The 16,267-nt window shown below is 60.7% G+C and carries 17 protein-coding genes; 2 read left to right on the top strand and 15 right to left on the bottom strand.

All coding sequences use genetic code 11. The features are described from left to right. Positions 1-19: 19 nt before the first annotated feature. The 14 genes from Q8X51_RS00085 to Q8X51_RS00020 all read right to left on the bottom strand — a co-directional run bounded on the left by Q8X51_RS00085 (position 20) and on the right by Q8X51_RS00020 (position 11,671). Positions 20-823, bottom strand: a complete 804-nt coding sequence (locus tag Q8X51_RS00085) for a transglutaminase family protein (protein WP_407693377.1) — start codon at positions 821-823, stop codon at positions 20-22. Beyond that, positions 820-1,770: an alpha-E domain-containing protein gene (locus tag Q8X51_RS00080; protein ID WP_027603640.1), complete on the bottom strand. Its 951-nt coding sequence runs from the start codon at positions 1,768-1,770 to the stop codon at positions 820-822. Before Q8X51_RS00080 ends, Q8X51_RS00085 begins: the two co-directional genes overlap by 4 nt. A gap of 4 nt (positions 1,771-1,774) precedes the next feature. Beyond that, positions 1,775-3,184 carry a circularly permuted type 2 ATP-grasp protein gene (locus Q8X51_RS00075; protein WP_027603639.1) on the bottom strand — a complete coding sequence of 470 codons (1,410 nt, stop codon included), beginning with the start codon at positions 3,182-3,184 and terminating at the stop codon, positions 1,775-1,777. 455 nt (positions 3,185-3,639) lie between these two features. Next, positions 3,640-3,981, bottom strand: coding sequence for a ribonuclease E inhibitor RraB (locus Q8X51_RS00070; RefSeq protein WP_015885395.1), 342 nt, complete (start codon positions 3,979-3,981; stop codon positions 3,640-3,642). A gap of 213 nt (positions 3,982-4,194) precedes the next feature. Further along, the gene (locus Q8X51_RS00065) at positions 4,195-4,431 is read right to left on the bottom strand and encodes a hypothetical protein (protein WP_027603638.1); all 237 of its coding nucleotides are present in this window, start codon (positions 4,429-4,431) and stop codon (positions 4,195-4,197) included. A 103-nt stretch (positions 4,432-4,534) separates the two neighbouring features. Next, on the bottom strand, positions 4,535-5,140 hold the full coding sequence (locus tag Q8X51_RS00060) for an START domain-containing protein (RefSeq protein WP_027603637.1): 606 nt from the start codon (positions 5,138-5,140) through the stop codon (positions 4,535-4,537). A 41-nt stretch (positions 5,141-5,181) separates the two neighbouring features. Beyond that, on the bottom strand, positions 5,182-5,436 hold the full coding sequence (locus tag Q8X51_RS00055; protein WP_065940713.1) for a YkgJ family cysteine cluster protein: 255 nt from the start codon (positions 5,434-5,436) through the stop codon (positions 5,182-5,184). Positions 5,437-5,598: 162 nt separating this feature from the next. After that, positions 5,599-6,090, bottom strand: coding sequence for a translation initiation factor 2 (locus Q8X51_RS00050; protein ID WP_065946913.1), 492 nt, complete (start codon positions 6,088-6,090; stop codon positions 5,599-5,601). Positions 6,091-6,194: 104 nt separating this feature from the next. Next, on the bottom strand, positions 6,195-7,634 hold the full coding sequence (locus Q8X51_RS00045; protein ID WP_017527404.1) for an aminotransferase-like domain-containing protein: 1,440 nt from the start codon (positions 7,632-7,634) through the stop codon (positions 6,195-6,197). Positions 7,635-7,905: 271 nt separating this feature from the next. Beyond that, the gene (locus Q8X51_RS00040) at positions 7,906-8,721 is read right to left on the bottom strand and encodes an OmpA family protein (protein WP_065946914.1); all 816 of its coding nucleotides are present in this window, start codon (positions 8,719-8,721) and stop codon (positions 7,906-7,908) included. Next, on the bottom strand, positions 8,718-9,080 hold the full coding sequence (locus tag Q8X51_RS00035; RefSeq protein ID WP_074847477.1) for a DUF4398 domain-containing protein: 363 nt from the start codon (positions 9,078-9,080) through the stop codon (positions 8,718-8,720). Before Q8X51_RS00035 ends, Q8X51_RS00040 begins: the two co-directional genes overlap by 4 nt. Positions 9,081-9,089: 9 nt before the next feature. Next, the gene (locus Q8X51_RS00030) at positions 9,090-9,905 is read right to left on the bottom strand and encodes a substrate-binding periplasmic protein (RefSeq protein WP_315871582.1); all 816 of its coding nucleotides are present in this window, start codon (positions 9,903-9,905) and stop codon (positions 9,090-9,092) included. Between the two features lie 84 nt (positions 9,906-9,989). Next, the gene (locus tag Q8X51_RS00025) at positions 9,990-10,919 is read right to left on the bottom strand and encodes an electron transfer flavoprotein subunit alpha/FixB family protein (protein ID WP_065946916.1); all 930 of its coding nucleotides are present in this window, start codon (positions 10,917-10,919) and stop codon (positions 9,990-9,992) included. Positions 10,920-10,921: 2 nt separating this feature from the next. Further along, positions 10,922-11,671 (bottom strand): electron transfer flavoprotein subunit beta/FixA family protein, encoded by a 750-nt coding sequence (locus Q8X51_RS00020; protein WP_407693376.1) that lies wholly within the window; start codon positions 11,669-11,671, stop codon positions 10,922-10,924. 533 nt (positions 11,672-12,204) lie between these two features. Here Q8X51_RS00020 and Q8X51_RS00015 point away from each other — a divergent pair. After that, complete coding sequence (locus Q8X51_RS00015; protein WP_027603630.1) at positions 12,205-13,869, top strand: electron transfer flavoprotein-ubiquinone oxidoreductase; 1,665 nt, start codon at positions 12,205-12,207, stop codon at positions 13,867-13,869. An 80-nt stretch (positions 13,870-13,949) separates the two neighbouring features. Here Q8X51_RS00015 and Q8X51_RS00010 read toward each other — a convergent pair whose 3' ends face one another. Next, on the bottom strand, positions 13,950-14,843 hold the full coding sequence (locus tag Q8X51_RS00010; protein ID WP_027603629.1) for an AraC family transcriptional regulator: 894 nt from the start codon (positions 14,841-14,843) through the stop codon (positions 13,950-13,952). Between the two features lie 222 nt (positions 14,844-15,065). Between Q8X51_RS00010 and Q8X51_RS00005 the strand changes: the two genes are divergently transcribed. Further along, positions 15,066-16,118 carry an NAD(P)-dependent alcohol dehydrogenase gene (locus Q8X51_RS00005; RefSeq protein WP_065924818.1) on the top strand — a complete coding sequence of 351 codons (1,053 nt, stop codon included), beginning with the start codon at positions 15,066-15,068 and terminating at the stop codon, positions 16,116-16,118. The last annotated feature ends 149 nt before the right edge of the window (positions 16,119-16,267 follow it).

Genomic DNA, 16,267 nt, shown 5'->3' with positions numbered 1-16,267 from the left:
GATCTCGGTGGCGAGCGGGTTATTGCTGCTGGACCAGGACCACCGGCGTCGGCGCCACGAACACCTTGGCATGCATCTGCTCATGCCCTCCGCCACGGCGCATGCCGCGTACCGGGCAAGCGTCGAGGTAGTCCAGGCCCACGGCCAGTTTCAAATGCCGCTCCGGCCGGGCCAGTTGGTTGGTCACGTCAAAGCTGTACCAGGCGTCATCCAGCCAGGCTTCGGCCCAGGCGTGGCTGGCCAGGTGAGTGCTGTCTTCCGTGTACAAATACCCAGACACATACCGCGCAGGAATGCCCAGGCTGCGCGCGCAGGCCAGGAACGCATGGGTATGGTCCTGGCATACCCCCGCCCGCCCTGCGAAGGCCTGGGCGGCGCAGGTGTCGACTTCGGTGGCGCCGGGCGTGTAGACCATCGACTGGTTGAGGGCGTGCATCAGGTCGATCAGGGCCGTGCGATCACGACGCTGGTGGCAATGCTGTTGCGCAAAGGCGCGCAGGGCGTCGTCGGGCTCGGTCAGGCGGGTGCAGCGCAGGAACGGAAAGGCTGACTGGCTCTCGTGTTCAGCCTCACGCAGCTCATCGATATCCACCTGGCCACGGGCGCCAATGATGATGGCGTCGTGGGGTTCGTCCAGGGTCAGCACGTGCAGGATGTTGCCGAACGGGTCGATCTGCGCGCGCACCGGGCGGGGCAGGTCCAGTTGCCAACTGAGCACATGCTGGCGCTCGCTGTTGTGGGGCGTGAGGCGCAGGTACTGGATGCTGGCGCGTACCTGGTCTTCGTAGTGGTAGGTGGTTTCGTGGCTGATGGAGAGTCTCATGCGGCCTCCAGGTAGGAACTGTAGATGGCGTCGCCCAACTGGCGGACCAAGGGGATAAAGTCGGTCAGCCAGGCGTGCAGGCCTTCCTCGAGGATTTCATCGATCGCGGTAAACCGCAGGCGCGCGTCCATCTCGGCAGCCAGGCGCTGGGCCGGACGGCCGTTGATGCCGGGCAGGCTGGCGAGGATCTGGTCGATCTCTTCGCTGCAGGCCCGCAGGGAGCGCGGTACATCGGCGCGCAACAGCAACAGCTCCGCGACTTGCCGGGCACCTGGGGCGTCGCGGTAGATCTCGGTGTAGGCCTCGAACGACGATAACGCGCGCAGCAAGGCACTCCATTGATAGTAAGCGTGGGCGGTGCCATCGGTAACGGCTTCGGCCTGGTCGCCGGCCATTTCATAGCGCGCATCCAGCAGCCGCAGGGTGTTGTCGGCGCGCTCGATAAACGTACCCAGCCGAATAAAACGAAAGGCGTCATTGCGCATAATGGTGCCGTAGGTCGCCCCCCGGAACAGATGGGAACGCTCCTTGACCCACTCGCAGAACCGGCTCATGCCGTAGCGGCTGAGGCCCTGCTGTGAGATTTCGCGAATCTCCAGCCAGGTTGCGTTGATGTTTTCCCACATGTCGGCAGTGATTCGCCCACGCACAGCATGGGCGCTGGCCCGCGCGGCACCGAGACAACTGTAGATGCTGGCCGGGTTGGCCGCATCCAGTGCGAAGAAATGCAACAGGCGTTCGGCGTGCAATTCGCCGTGGCGCTCGCGGTAATCATCCAGCGTGCCGGTGATCAACAGCGGCATGGCCAGTTCATGCAGGCCATCACCGCGCCCATCCTGGGGCATGAGCGACAGCGAATAGCTGACATCGAGCATGCGCGCGAGGTTTTCCGCGCGTTCCAGGTAGCGCGACATCCAGTACAAATCCGAGGCAGTTCTACTCAACATGGCATCAGTCCTCGACCACCCAGGTGTCTTTGGTGCCGCCGCCCTGGGACGAATTGACCACCAGCGACCCTTCACGCAGCGCGACACGGGTCAAACCGCCGGGTACCACACGGGTTTCCTTGCCGGACAACACGAACGGGCGCAGATCAATATGGCGCGGCGCAATGCCGTTTTCGACAAAGGTCGGGCAGGTGGATAAACACAGGGTTGGCTGTGCGATATAGGCGTGGGGCTTGGCCTTGATACGCGCGCGGAAGGCTTCGATTTCCGCGGCCGTGGACGCTGGCCCCACCAGCATGCCGTAGCCGCCGGAGCCCTGGGTTTCCTTCACCACCAGGTCCGGCAGGTTGGCCAGCACGTGGGACAATTCGTCGGGCTTACGGCACTGGAAGGTGGGAACGTTCTGCAGGATCGGTTCTTCATCCAGGTAAAAACGGATCATCTCGGTGACGAAGGGGTACACCGACTTGTCATCCGCCACCCCGGTGCCGATGGCATTGGCCAGCACCACATTGCCCGAGCGGTACGCCGCCAGCAGGCCGGGCACACCGAGCATGGAGTCCGGGTTGAAGGCCAGCGGGTCGAGGAATGCGTCGTCGAGGCGACGGTAGATCACGTCCACGGCTTTGGGGCCGTCGGTGGTGCGCATGAACACACGGTCATCGCGCACGAACAGGTCCGCGCCTTCCACCAACTCCACACCCATTTCCCGGGCTAAAAATGCATGCTCGAAAAACGCGCTGTTGAAGCGCCCCGGGGTCAGTACCACCACGCTGGGATTATCCAGGGGGCTGGCGCTTTTCAGGGTATCGAGCAGCAGGTTGGGGTAATGATCGATCGGCGCGATGCGCTGGGCCGCGAACAGCTCGGGGAACAGGCGCATCATCATCTTGCGGTCTTCGAGCATGTAGCTCACGCCGCTGGGTGTACGCAGGTTGTCTTCCAGCACGTAGTAGGTGCCGTCGCCGTCGCGTACGAGGTCGACCCCGGAGATGTGGGAATACAGGTCGCGGTGCAGGTTCAGCCCCTGCATCGCCAATTGGTATTGCTCGTTAGCCAGCACCTGTTCGGCCGGAATGATCCCGGCCTTGATGATGCGTTGTTCGTGATAGAGGTCGGCGAGAAACATGTTCAGCGCCTTGACCCGCTGGATGCAGCCACGCTCGACCATCCGCCATTCGCTGGCGGGAATGCTGCGGGGGATGGTGTCGAACGGAATCAGGCGCTCGGTGCCCTGCTCGTCGCCGTAAAGCGTGAAGGTGATCCCGGCACGGTGAAACAGCAAGTCGGCTTCGCGCCGGCGCTGGGCCAGCAGTTCAGCGGGGGTGTCGGCCAACCAGCGGGCGAACTCGCGGTAGTGAGGGCGAACCTGCCCTGCCCCATCGTACATTTCGTCGTAATAAGTGCGGATCATGCCGTACTCCTTGTCACCCGGACGCAAGAACCATCGCAAGGCCCGTGCCAGCGGCATAAACACTTAAAAATCAGTGGGTTGAATATAAGCAAAGACCTGATCGCACCGTCCTGGTGCACAGAATCCCCACTGCACTGCTGCACGCTTCATGGCAATGCAAGCTTTGGCTATCAACAGCATAGTCAGAGTTGATTTCACTGCCCGTGCAAGCCTGCGGATAATTCTCCCCATCCGCTGAACAGGACACGTCCTACAGCCTTACCCATCCCGCACTCGGTACCTTGAAGCTCGTGTACTGACCGGCTCCTTCGGTCTTCCCTTTCAGCCACCCTTTTCGGGTGGCTTTTTTTTTGTGCGGGAAAGGGCAACGGTAGTTCCGGAAATTTTCACACAGCACATACAAAATCGGCCGACCCCAGGGTCAGCCGATACGCTGTGTTGCTCATACAATGGCGCTACATGGGTAACCCACGCACCTCCTGCTTGACGCCCCAACCTTCGATGATTCCGCCCAGCGGCTCGACCACCGCTTCAAAGTCTTGCTCGAAGTCTCCTATGCCATCGTAGGTTGCAAACATGATCTTGCTCAGTTCCAGGTACCAGGCGCCATCGTCGCGCGCACTGACCTGGGCATTCAGGGACTCGCCACGAAATTCACCCGCAGCCCTGCGCGCCCGTTCCTCATCCGGGAAAATGGCGTAGAACTCAATGGGGTGGAACCGTGAAAAGTCGAAGCCGCCTTCTTTCATGCGGCGCAGAACGTTGGTGCTGATGTCTTCTTGATAGGCTGTGCTCATGAAACGTCCTCCTCAAACCGATGGATAGACTTTCCGTGCTTCCCAAAGCCCGCGCGCTGACGGCGCGGGTACCACGGCAACAACATCACCACGGGAAAACAAGCATGTAGCTGACAAGACCAGACCTTAGCGATTCATTCGCTGATCTCACTTGCAGAGTAGCGCGAAGCTATCACCTCCACCAGAGGTGCTTGAATGGCATACAGGAAATGTTCAGGCGGCGGGAGAGATGTCGAGGATTTGAATACTGTTCTGGTCTTTGAGGATCTTGACCGTTGGCTCGGGCTTGCGGCCCTCAAGGTCGTTGAGGTCCAGTTCGGCGGCCACGGGCACCAGCTTGTTGCGGATCATGTGTGCCGCATCTTCGAGGCTGGGCTTGTGCTCGCAGGTGAACTGCTCCACGGACTGTACGCCGTGATCATCAACGAAGGTAATCTGCCACTTTTGCATCGGTGCCTCCTCGATAAAACCCATGTGTGGGCTTACCTCTATCTGGACCTTGAGGGCTCGGCAAACGTTCCACTCAAGTCAGGAAGCACCGGATCAAGCACAGTTATTTTTCAGCGTGTTCCTTCAAGGCTTTCAGGGTGTTGAACGGCGCTTCCACCACGAACTTGTTGGCCAGCCACGACGGCACACTGCCGCCTGGCTCGGTGTGTACCTGGTAGGTGACTTCGGTCTCATTGGCGCCTTTAGGGACCAGTTTCCAGAAGCCCTCGACCTGAGCGACACGCACGTAGCCTTTTTCTTCGGGCTTGTAGGTCGGCACGCCCTGCAGCTTGCGGGTTACGCTGCCGTCGGCGTCCTTGGTGGTGGTGACATGGATGTATGAATCACGATCGGTCACCGGGAAAGGCGCCTTGAACTGGGTGTAGGTCCAGGCCTCATCGCCTTTCTTGTCCACCAGCTTCTGGGATTTGCACTCATGAATCCACGAGCAGGCACCGGCCACATCTTCCTGCAGGGCCTGGATCCTGGCGACAGGCGCCTTGATCACGGTCACACCGCGATACGCCTTGTATTTGGAGCCGGCGACTTCGCTCAGGGACACCTTGATACCGTCTTCATCCTTGGCAACCTGCCAATCCTCAGCCTGGGCAGTGGCAGCAAATACCAGCGTAAAACCGCACAGCACAGCCATTCGTTTCAGCGAACCCATTGTCGTATTCCTTATTGTTGAAGTTCCGATAGTAAAGCCCCTCAAGCCGCCGTCATCTGCTCCCACCAGCCGATCAACCGGATCGCATCGGCCTGGTCGGTGCCGCAGACATCGATATCCGCCTTGAAATCACTGCACACCGCCGGGCGCTCCGGTCGGCCGAACAGTTGGCACAGCTGTTCGACCGACAGGTGCAGGCAGCGTTCGCCCGCCGGTTTACCATTGGGCATACCGGGTAAGGGCGAACTGATGGAGGGGGCGATGCAGCAGGCGCCACAGCCTTCACGGCAATTCATGACCAGCAGGTCCTCGACGACTCAATAGGGACGGCCGGGCTAGGGTACGCCCTTAAACAGCCGTTTTAAAATGGGTTAACAGGGGTATTTCGCACAAAATAAAAGTGACCGACCAGTCTGCGACAGATGGTCGATGGCCTGCGTCACTTTGTAGGAAAAAGTTTACTGCTTGAACTCGAATTCCAACGCGGCACCTTCCACTTCACGGCGCTCTTCGTTGCGCAATTGCAGCTTCATCTCATTGCTGAGCAAACGGCCGTTGATCTGGAACGCACTGTTGTCGGTGGGCTTTTCACCGAACATCGGCGGCAACAACGGCACGCTCTTGGGCTTGGGCACGGTACCCAGGGGCTGCAGGTGCCTGACCATGTCCGAAGGCAGGGACAAATCCAACTGTGCCGGTGGCAGTTTGGTCTGTGCCACTTCCTGGGCTGACTTGGATTTTTTCGCCGTCGACGCACGTTTTTTCGCCGTGGCGGTTGGCTTCTTCGCGACGGGGGCTTGCTTGGCGGTGGAAGGTTTTTTTGCCGGGGCATCCTGCTGGGTATTGGCAGCGGGCTTGTTTTCAGCCACGGGTGCCGCCGCCAGCGCTGTGCCGACGTTACACAGGCTTAACAGGCCAATCACCAAAGCAGCGCGAACAATCGAGGTCATATTGCCTACAGCATTAACGGCAGAGGGCCATATGCTCGCTTGTTGTGCGCGGCATGACAAGCGCGGTGATCAGCCAGCTATCGGCGCTGCCCCTTTTCGGCGCCTCAAAAGCCGGCTGCGGTTTCCTGGCATAGCTGGCTGGCCAGCATCCCCAGGGTCATCAGCGCACGCTCTGCTTCGCGGTTCCAAGGTGTGCCGCAGTTAAGGCGAATGCAGTGGTTGAACTGCTCGGTATTGCTGAAGATCAAGCCCGGCGCAATGCTGATGCCCTGTTGCAGGGCGCGCACGTGCAGTTCCTGGGTATTGACCCGCCCAGGCAAACTGACCCACAAAATAAAGCCGCCCGTCGGACGAGTCATCTGGGTGCCTTCCGGGAAATACTGCTGCACCGCCAGTTGGAAGGCGCTGAGATTCTTGCGGTATTCCTGGCGGATGTAACGCAGGTGCCGGTCGTACCCGCCGTTCTCCAGATACGCTGCCACGCCCATCTGGGTGACGCTGCAGGCCGAGTGGGTGCTGAACATTTGCAGGCGCTGGATTTCCTGCTGGTACTTGCCGGCGATCATCCAGCCGATGCGCACACCCGGCGACAAGGTCTTGGAAAAGCTCGAGCAATAGATGACCCGGTCCAGGCGGTCATAGGCCTTGAGAGCCTTGGTGCGGCCGAGTTCGAACATCAGTTCGCCGTAAATATCGTCTTCGACAATCTGGATATCAAAATCCGAGGCAAGGCGCAGCAACTGTTTCTGCCGTTCCTCGGGCATGGTGCCGCCCAAGGGGTTGCTCAGGCGCGTGGTCAACACCAGGGCCTTGATCGACCATTGGTTGGCGGCCAGTTGCAGGGCTTCCAGGCTCATGCCGGTGGACGGGTCGCTGGGGATCTCGATGACCTTCAGGCCCAACAGGTCGGCCAGTTGCAGCAAGCCGTAATAGGTCGGCGATTCAGCCGCGATCAAGTCGCCGGGACGTGTCAGCACCCGCAGCGACATCTGCAAGGCGTCAACACAGCCGTGGGTGATCACCACTTCGGAGGGGTCCACCACCACGCCGGCGTCACGCATGCGAATCGCCACCTGGCGGCGCAACGGCTCGAAACCGGGGCTGAACATGTAGCTGAAGGCGCGTGGGCTCTGGAAGCGCGTGACCTTGGCCAGTTGCTGGTGCAGCGCCCGGACCGGCAAGTAGTCGACACTCGGCACGGCGGCGCCCAAGGGGAACACGCCTTCGCGGCGCGACTCACCCAATACTTGCTGGATTATGCTGCTGCGGGTGACCAACCCCGGGCGCTCGACCCGCGCGATGTCCGGCGTCGGAGCGGTGAGCGCCGGCGTCTGGTGCACGTAGTAACCGGACTGCGGCCGTGCCCGGATCAGCCCCTGGTCTTCCAGGTTGGCGTAGGCCTGCAATACCGTAGCGTGGCTGACATTGAGCTGGGAGCTCATCTTGCGCACCGAGGGCACGCGCTCGCCAGGTTGATAGACACCGCGACGGATGTCCTCAGCCAGTTGCTGGGCGATACGTTGGTAAAGCAACAGATTGGTCATGACGCAGCACTCGATTTCACGGGTATTTTATTTTTGTGTGAAACATACCAGCACAGTTTAGAAGTGTACGGGGACAGTTGCCACAATAGTCGAGCGCGCGCGGGAGTGACAGTAAAAACTGTAAGGTGAGTGGAGAGAATACTCAGATGTATACAGAACAATGTGGGAGGGGGCTTGCTCCCGATGACGGAGTGTCAGTCGCCGAAAATAGTGACTGATCCACCGCTATCGGGGGCATGCCCCCTCCCACACTTTTGATTTGCGCAAGGCTTCAGCGAGCGGCGCCCAGTTGGCCTTTCTCGTCGGAGAACACTATTTCTACGCGACGGTTCTGCGCGCGGCCACGTTCGGAGGCGTTGGCTTCCACCGGGTACTGGTCGCCGTAGCCCTCAACCTGGATGCGTTTCTCGTCGATTCCCAGGTCCACCAGCACATCGGCCACCGATTGCGCGCGATCACGGGACAGTTTGACGTTTTCCTGCTGACCACCCGTATTGTCAGCGTACCCCTCGATGCGCACCACACGCTTGGGGTTCAGTTGCAGGAACTGCACGATTTTCAATACGGTGCGGTTCGCCGAGTTTTTCAACTCCGCTTCACCGGTATCGAACAGCACGTCGCCCAGGGTCATCACCAGGCCACGATCGGTCTGAGTGGTGGTCAGGCTGGCGATCTGTTCTTCGAGCCATTTACCCTGCTGCTGCACGCTGATCAGCTTGCTTTCACGCAGGGCCAATTGCAGGCGCTGGCGTTCCAGTTCGAGCTTGGCGGCACGCTCTTCGTTAAGTGTCTGCTCGGTGTGTTCGCGGGCGATGGCACTGTAGCGCTGGCTCAGGTAGGCGTAATGCACCACGTCGGCACCGCTGCCCCAGTAGCTGGACAAGCGGTCGGCCCGCGCCAGGGATTCACCGGCGCGGATCACGTCCTTGGGTGCGATACGCAGCACGTTGGCGTCTTCCTTGACCTTCTGGAAGTCGCTGCCCGCCTGTTGCAAGGCCTGTTCGCCACTGGGGTGGCTGGCACAACCGCCCAGTGCCGCACTGCCCAGCAGCACGGCACAGCCCAGACCACGGATCATCGGGTTCATTGGGCTTCTCCCAGCTGCAATTGCTTGCGCAGGCGCGTGATGCGGGTATTGAGCACGTTCAGTTGTTCCTGGCTCTTGCGGGTCAGCACCTGGGCTTCGGCCAGGCGCGCATCCAGCTCGGCCTGTTCGGCCTGCATGCGCGCGTCCTTGTAGGATTGCTCGGCCATGTCGGCCTTGGCCTGGGCGAATTTGTCTTCGGCCATTTTCAGTTCGGGTGATTCATCGGTGCTGGCGCCCACGGCGTTGGCTTGTTCCAGGGCTTGCTGGGTGAGGCGAATTTGTTCATTCGGCGCAGGATCGGCTGCACATCCCGCCAGAGCGACAACGGCGAGGGCCGCGAAAAAAGGTCGAAGAGTCACTGAAAATCCCTACTTTGTTGGGGTGCCGACGGGTTGTTGCAATTGCGCTTTCCAACGCTCCAGATTGCGCTGCAGCGCGGCTTCCGTCACACCAGACCCGGGCAATTCTGTCATCTTTTTGGCCAGCTGTCCGCGCAGCCACGGATCATTGCAGGCCGAGTTGTGGGAAATCGCCAGGTACAGGCCGGGCTGATCGACGGGCACGTCGCGGGCCACCAGGTCATTGCTCATCCCTAACGTCTGGGCCATGGCCATGCCGGAGTAACGCCCGGCCAGCACGTAGTCCACTTCCCCCAGCAGCAGTTTCTGGAAGGCCGGGGTCAACGTGGGCAGGCGTTGCAGGGTCAGTTGCTGGCCGGCGAAGGTTTCAAAGTCGCGGCTCAAGCGCGCACGTTCCGACACTGCACCCTTGTGGCCATGCAGGTCCGCCGCCGTGGAGTAGGCCAGCGCCGAATCCTTGCGGGTCCAGACCAGATAATCGAGCTGTACCAGCGCGGGGTGGATGTAGTCGAGGGTTTCCAGCTCGCCAAGGTTCAGCGGTGCATCGGCGAGGATGTCCATGCGCCCGCTGCGCACTTCGTCCAGGGCCAGGGAACGCTTGCCGCCGTAGAGCAGGTCGATTTTCAACCCAAGCTCCTTGGCTACCTGTTGCAAGACATCGGCGGTGGCGCCGATCAGGTGCGTCGGGTCTTGGGGGTCGCGCCACAGCAGCGGCGGTGCATCCGGGCTGCCGGTGATCACCAGGCGATCACATTTGCCGGCTGCCTGGGCCAGGCTCGGCAGCAGCGTAAGTCCCAGCAGTACGGCCCAGGGGCGCAGTTCCATGGCGGTTTCTCCGGCGTTCAAAAAAGCCCGGGCCAAAAAAAGCCCGGTCACTAGACCGGGCTCTTTATAAGTGAAGCGGCTGGATTAGACCAGCTTCTCCAACTCGGGTACGGCTTCGAACAAGTCCGCCACCAGGCCGTAATCGGCCACCTGGAAGATCGGTGCTTCTTCGTCCTTGTTGATCGCGACGATCACTTTGGAGTCCTTCATACCGGCCAAGTGCTGGATCGCGCCGGAGATACCGACAGCGATGTACAGCTGTGGCGCAACGATCTTGCCGGTCTGGCCGACCTGCATGTCGTTGGGTACGAAGCCTGCGTCGACGGCCGCGCGGGAGGCGCCGACCGCAGCGCCGAGCTTGTCGGCCAGGGCGTACAGGTGCTTGAAGTTGTCACCGTTCTGCATGCCACGGCCGCCGGAAACGACGATCTTGGCAGCGGTCAGTTCAGGACGATCCGACTTGGCCAGCTCTTCGCCAACAAAGCTGGACGTGCCAGCATCGTGGGCAGCAACAACGGCTTCAACGGCAGCCGAACCACCTTCAGCGGCAACCGGGTCGAAACCGGTGGCACGCACGGTGATGACTTTGACGGCAGCGGTCGATTGCACGGTGGCAATCGCGTTACCGGCATAGATCGGGCGCTTGAAGGTGTCGGCGCTTTCTACCGAGATGATCTCGGAGATCTGGTCAACATCCAGCTGCGCGGCAACGCGCGGCAGGATGTTTTTGCCGTTGGAAGTGGCGGCAGCCAGGATGTGGCTGTAGCCAGCGCCCAGCTCTGCTACCAGGGGGGCGACGTTTTCCGGCAGTTGGTGAGCGTAAGCGGCGTTGTCGGCCAGCAGTACTTTGCTTACGCCAGCCACTTTGGCTGCAGCCTCAGCCACGGCGCCAGCGCCTTGACCGGCGACCAGTACGTGGATGTCGCCACCGATTTTAGCGGCAGCAGCAACAGTGTTCAGGGTGGCCGGGGCCAGCACCTTATTGTCGTGTTCTGCGATTACCAAGATAGTCATGATTAGATTACCTTCGCTTCGTTTTTCAGTTTCTCGACCAGTTCAGCCACCGACTTGACCTTGATGCCCGCGCTGCGTGCAGCCGGCGCTTCAACTTTGACGGTCTTGTTGGTGGAGGCGGTGGAAACGCCCAAAGCATCCGGAGACAGCACTTCGAGAGGCTTCTTCTTGGCTTTCATGATGTTTGGCAGGGACGCGTAGCGCGGCTCGTTCAAACGCAGGTCGGTGGTGACGATGGCCGGCAGTTTCAGGGAAACCGTCTGCGCGCCGCCGTCGATTTCGCGGGTCACGGCAACGTTGTCGCCGCTCACTTCGACTTTCGAAGCGAAGGTGCCCTGGCCGTAACCGGTCAGTGCAGCCAGCATCTGGCCAGTCTGGTTGTTGTCGCTGTCGATCGCCTGTTTGCCGAGGATCACCAGCTGAGGCTGTTCCTTGTCGACAACGGCCTTGAGCAACTTGGCCACGGCCAGGGAGGTCAGCTCTTCAGCGGACTCGACCAGGATAGCGCGGTCGGCACCCAGTGCCAGGGCGGTACGCAACTGCTCTTGAGCAGTGGTCGGGCCGATGGAAACCACAACGATTTCAGTCGCCACGCCTTTCTCTTTCAGGCGTACGGCTTCTTCCACGGCGATTTCACAGAAAGGGTTCATCGACATCTTGACGTTAGCAAGGTCGACGCCGGAATTGTCCGCCTTGACGCGAACTTTCACGTTGTAATCGACAACGCGTTTGACAGCTACAAGAACCTTCATGGATTCCTCGTTACTCTCCGGTGAAAAGAAAGTCGCCTAGGCGAACCTGGCGGTTGATGCTCATCGGCACACAAGGGCACCTCCAAAAACGGCGGCGAATGACCTTGCTCACGGGAAGTGATGACCGTTCGTCAGTGGTGACTGGGAGGTCATTCTTTATCGCGGCGTGTAAACTGCGCGCCATCAATTAAACGCGCGTCACCTGTTTTGCCGTTGCCGTGCTTTTGGACGTGCTCTTGAAACCTACAGTCTGCCTACGGTCTGTGCAAAACCGACCGTATATTGACCGGAACGCCTATTCTGGTCAATACGGCAAAATGGCCAGTCATAAGCCGCGTTGCTTTGATTTACCTAGCCTGCGGGCAATTCAAACAAACGTTTGTATTGGACGCTGACAGTGGTCTATATATAATGCGCCACCTAGAGAGACAGGTGGGTCATCCCCTGCCGTTGCGCACGGCGATGACGGACACGACACCGAACCTCCACCCATTAGAAAAAAAGCCTGTTGAGCCTTGAGTAGGAGATAGCCTGTGGAACGCGAATACATGGAATTCGACGTGGTCATCGTCGGCGCTGGCCCGGCGGGCCTGTCTGCCGCCTGCCGACTGAAGCAGAAGGCCGCCGAAGCCGGTAAGGAAATCAGCGTCTGCGTGGTCGAGAAAGGCTCCGAAGTGGGCGCACACATCCTCTCCGGTGCCGTGTTCGAGCCCCGTGCCCTGAACGAACTGTTCCCGGACTGGAAGGAACTCGGCGCCCCGCTCAACACCCCCGTGGTGCGCGATGACATCTATGTGCTGCGCAGCGCCGACACCTCCACCAAGGTGCCAGACTTCTTTGTGCCCAAGACCATGCACAACGAAGGCAACTACATCATCTCCCTGGGCAACCTGTGCCGCTGGCTGGCCCAGCAGGCCGAGAACCTGGGTGTGGAAGTCTACCCAGGCTTCGCCGCCCAGGAAGCGCTGTTCGATGAAAACGGCGTGGTGCGCGGGATCATCACCGGCGACCTCGGCGTCGACCGTGAAGGCCAGCCAAAAGAAGGCGTCTACACCCCGGGCATGGAACTGCGTGGCAAGTACACGTTGTTCGCCGAAGGCTGCCGTGGGCATATCGGCAAGCAGTTGATCCAGCGCTTCAACCTGGACAGCGACGCCGACGCCCAGCACTACGGCATCGGCCTCAAGGAAATCTGGGAAATCGACCCGGCCAAGCATCAGCCAGGCCTGGTGGTGCACACCGCCGGTTGGCCGCTGGACATCATGAGCAACGAGAACACCGGTGGCTCGTTCCTCTATCACCTGGAAAACAACCAGGTGGTCGTCGGCCTGATCGTCGACCTGTCCTACAGCAACACCTTCCTGTCGCCGTTCGACGAGTTCCAGCGCCTCAAGCACCACCCGGTGCTGGCCCAGTACCTGGAAGGCGGCAAGCGCATCAGCTACGGCGCACGCGCCCTGGCCAAGGGCGGTATCAACTCGTTGCCGAAGATGGTGTTCAAGGGCGGCGCGCTCATCGGCTGCGACCTGGGCACCATGAACGTGGCCAAGATCAAAGGCAGCCACACTGCGATGAAGTCCGGCATGCTCGCTGCCGATGCCGTGGCCGAACGCCTGCTGGCCGAATCCGAAGGCGGCGATGAGCTGACCAACTATGTCGACAGCTTCAAGGCAAGCTGGCTCTACGAAGAACTGTTCGCCAGCCGCAACTTCGGCCCGGCGATGCACAAGTTCGGCCCGATCATCGGCGCCGGCTTCAACTGGTTCGACCAGAACATCCTCGGCGGCAAGATGCCGTTCACCCTGCACGATACCAAGCCGGACTACGCCTGCCTGAAGCTGGCCAAGGACAGCAAGAAGATCGACTACCCGAAACCCGACGGCAAGTTGAGCTTCGACAAGTTGAGCTCGGTGTTCATCTCCGGTACCAACCACGAAGAAGAGCAGCCGTGCCACTTGAAGTTGAAAGACCCAAGCATCCCGATCGGCACCAACCTGCCGCTCTACGATGAACCGGCACAGCGTTACTGCCCGGCCGGCGTGTATGAAGTGATCACCCAGGAAGACGGCGAGAAGCGCTTCCAGATCAACGCCCAGAACTGCGTGCACTGCAAGACCTGTGACATCAAGGACCCTTCGCAGAACATCACGTGGGTCACACCGGAAGGTGCGGGTGGGCCGACTTACCCGAATATGTAAGCCAAGCGAGGCTCCCGAATGGGAGCCTTTTTTATGCAGTCAAACTCGGTCAACTGTGGGAGGGGGCTTGCCTGAAATGACTAGGCAGCCCGCTCTTCGCCAGGGTTACGCTCGAAGTAGCGCTTGTACTCGCGACTGAACTGCGACGTACTCTGGTACCCCACGCTGTGCGCCGCCTGCGCCACGCCCATGCCCTCCACCAGCAGCAACTGCTGAGCCTTGAGCAAGCGCAAACGCTTCAAGTACTGCACCGGCGACAACAGCGTGCAGCGTTTGAAATGCTCGTGAAACGTCGACGCACTCATATGCGCGTACCCCGCCAACGTCTCGATATTCAGCGGCTCGGCGTAATGGGCATGCAGGTGATTCAACGACGTGGCGATCCGCGAAAACTGCCCCTGCTGTTCCACCAAGGCGCGCAGCACATCGGCCTGGGGGCCACGCAAGGCGGTGAACAATAATTCCCGCACCCGCGCCGGGCCCATGATCCGGCTTTCCAGTGGATCGTGCAGGCACTGCAGCAGTCGCTCCACGCAGCCGCGCATGGCGTCATCCAGGACCACCGAACTCATCGACTCCAGGGTTTGCGCGGTCGGCGGCGGACCGGCCTGCATGCCCATGGCCATCACCAACTCACCCAGCACCACGCGGTCGATGCCCACGGTCACCCCCAGCAGCGGCGCACCGGGCGCCATGGCGAACGTCTCGCACTCGAACGGCACCGGCATCGCCTGGATCAAGTAGTGCCCGGCGCCATACTCCAGCGTACGCGGGCCCAGGTAGGCGACCTTGCTGCCTTGGGCCACGAACATCAGGCTCGGCTCGTAGATCTGCGGGCCGCGCGCTACGTCGCAACTGGCGCGCAGTACTTGCACACCCGGCAGATGGGTCGGGGAGAAACCGTCGCGGGACGTCAGCCCCTCGATCAGGGCAACCAGCGTGGCGTTGGCATCAACATGGCGGGTCAATAGCATAAAAGCAGTTCTCGGGAGTTTTCAGATCTGAGCATCAGCAAGCTTCAAGCCTCAAGCTGCAAGAGAGCACGCAGTTTATAGCTTGCGACTTGTAGCTTGCTGCTTTTAGCGGCTCCTCCGGAGCTTTAGGCATGAGACTCGGAGCAATCGCCATGGCCGCATCAGGGGGTGACGCGGAAAATGGCCCGCCTCATCTGTCCCTGCTTTTGCGAGGTTTTCGCCATGTATACCGCCATCGGTTACGCCGCCCAGTCGGCCACCACTCCCCTCGCCCCCATGTCGTTTGAACGCCGCAGCCCGCGCGCCGATGACGTGGCCATCGAGATTCTCTACTGCGGCGTGTGCCACTCCGACATCCACCAGGCGCGCAACGAATGGGGCATCGCCGTGTACCCGCTGATGCCGGGCCACGAGATCGTCGGCAAGGTCACCGCCGTCGGCGCCCGCGTGACCGCGCATAAAGTCGGCGACCTCGTCGGCGTCGGCTGCATGGTCGATTCGTGCCGCCACTGCGAAGCGTGCAAATCGGACCTCGAGCAATATTGCCTCGAAGGCCCGACCATGACCTACGCCACCCCGGACCGCGTCGATGGCAGCAACACCATGGGCGGTTACTCCGACAGCATCGTGGTCAGCGAGCACTTCGTGGTGAAGATCCCGGCCAAGCTCGACCTGGCCAGCGCCGCGCCGATCCTGTGCGCAGGCATCACCACCTATTCGCCGCTCAAGCACTACGGCGTCAAGGCTGGCGACAAGGTCGGGATTCTCGGCATGGGTGGCCTGGGCCACATGGGCATCAAGTTCGCCAAGGCCATGGGCGCGGAAGTGACACTGTTCACCCGCTCGGCGAGCAAGGCTGAAGAAGGCCGCCGCCAGGGTGCCGACCATGTGATCGTGTCCACCGATGCCGAACAGATGCAAGCCGCCGCCGGCAGCTTCGACTTCCTGCTCGACACCATCCCGGTGCAGCACGACCTGAACCCCTACCTCGACGTATTACGCTTTGATGGCGTGCACATCCTGGTTGGCCTGATCGAGCCCGTGGACCCACCGGTCAACGCCGCCAAACTGGTATTGGGACGTAAAGTGCTGGCAGGTTCGCTGATCGGTGGCATTGCCGAAACCCAGGAAGTCCTGGATTTCTGCGCCGAGCATGGCATCACCTGCGACATCGAAATGCTCGACATCCGCCAGATCAACGAGGCCTACACCCGCATGATCGCCGGTGATGTGAAGTACCGCTTTGTCATCGATATGGCGACCTTGAAGGCCTGAGTGCCCTCACCCCACTCCCAGTAGATACCAACACCGCGTAAACCCGTAGCAGCTGCCGAGCGCAAGCGAGGCTGCGTTGCGGTGTGTCAGATACACCGCTGACGCAGCCTCGCTTGCGCTCGGCAGCTGCTACGGGGGGCCTTCATACT

The organism is Pseudomonas sp. Yb2C2 (assembly GCF_052112325.1).
In the GTDB taxonomy this organism is placed as follows: domain Bacteria; phylum Pseudomonadota; class Gammaproteobacteria; order Pseudomonadales; family Pseudomonadaceae; genus Aquipseudomonas; species Aquipseudomonas marginalis.
The sequence above is the reverse complement of the archived record's forward strand: the minus strand, read 5'-3'. Positions and strand labels throughout refer to the sequence as shown.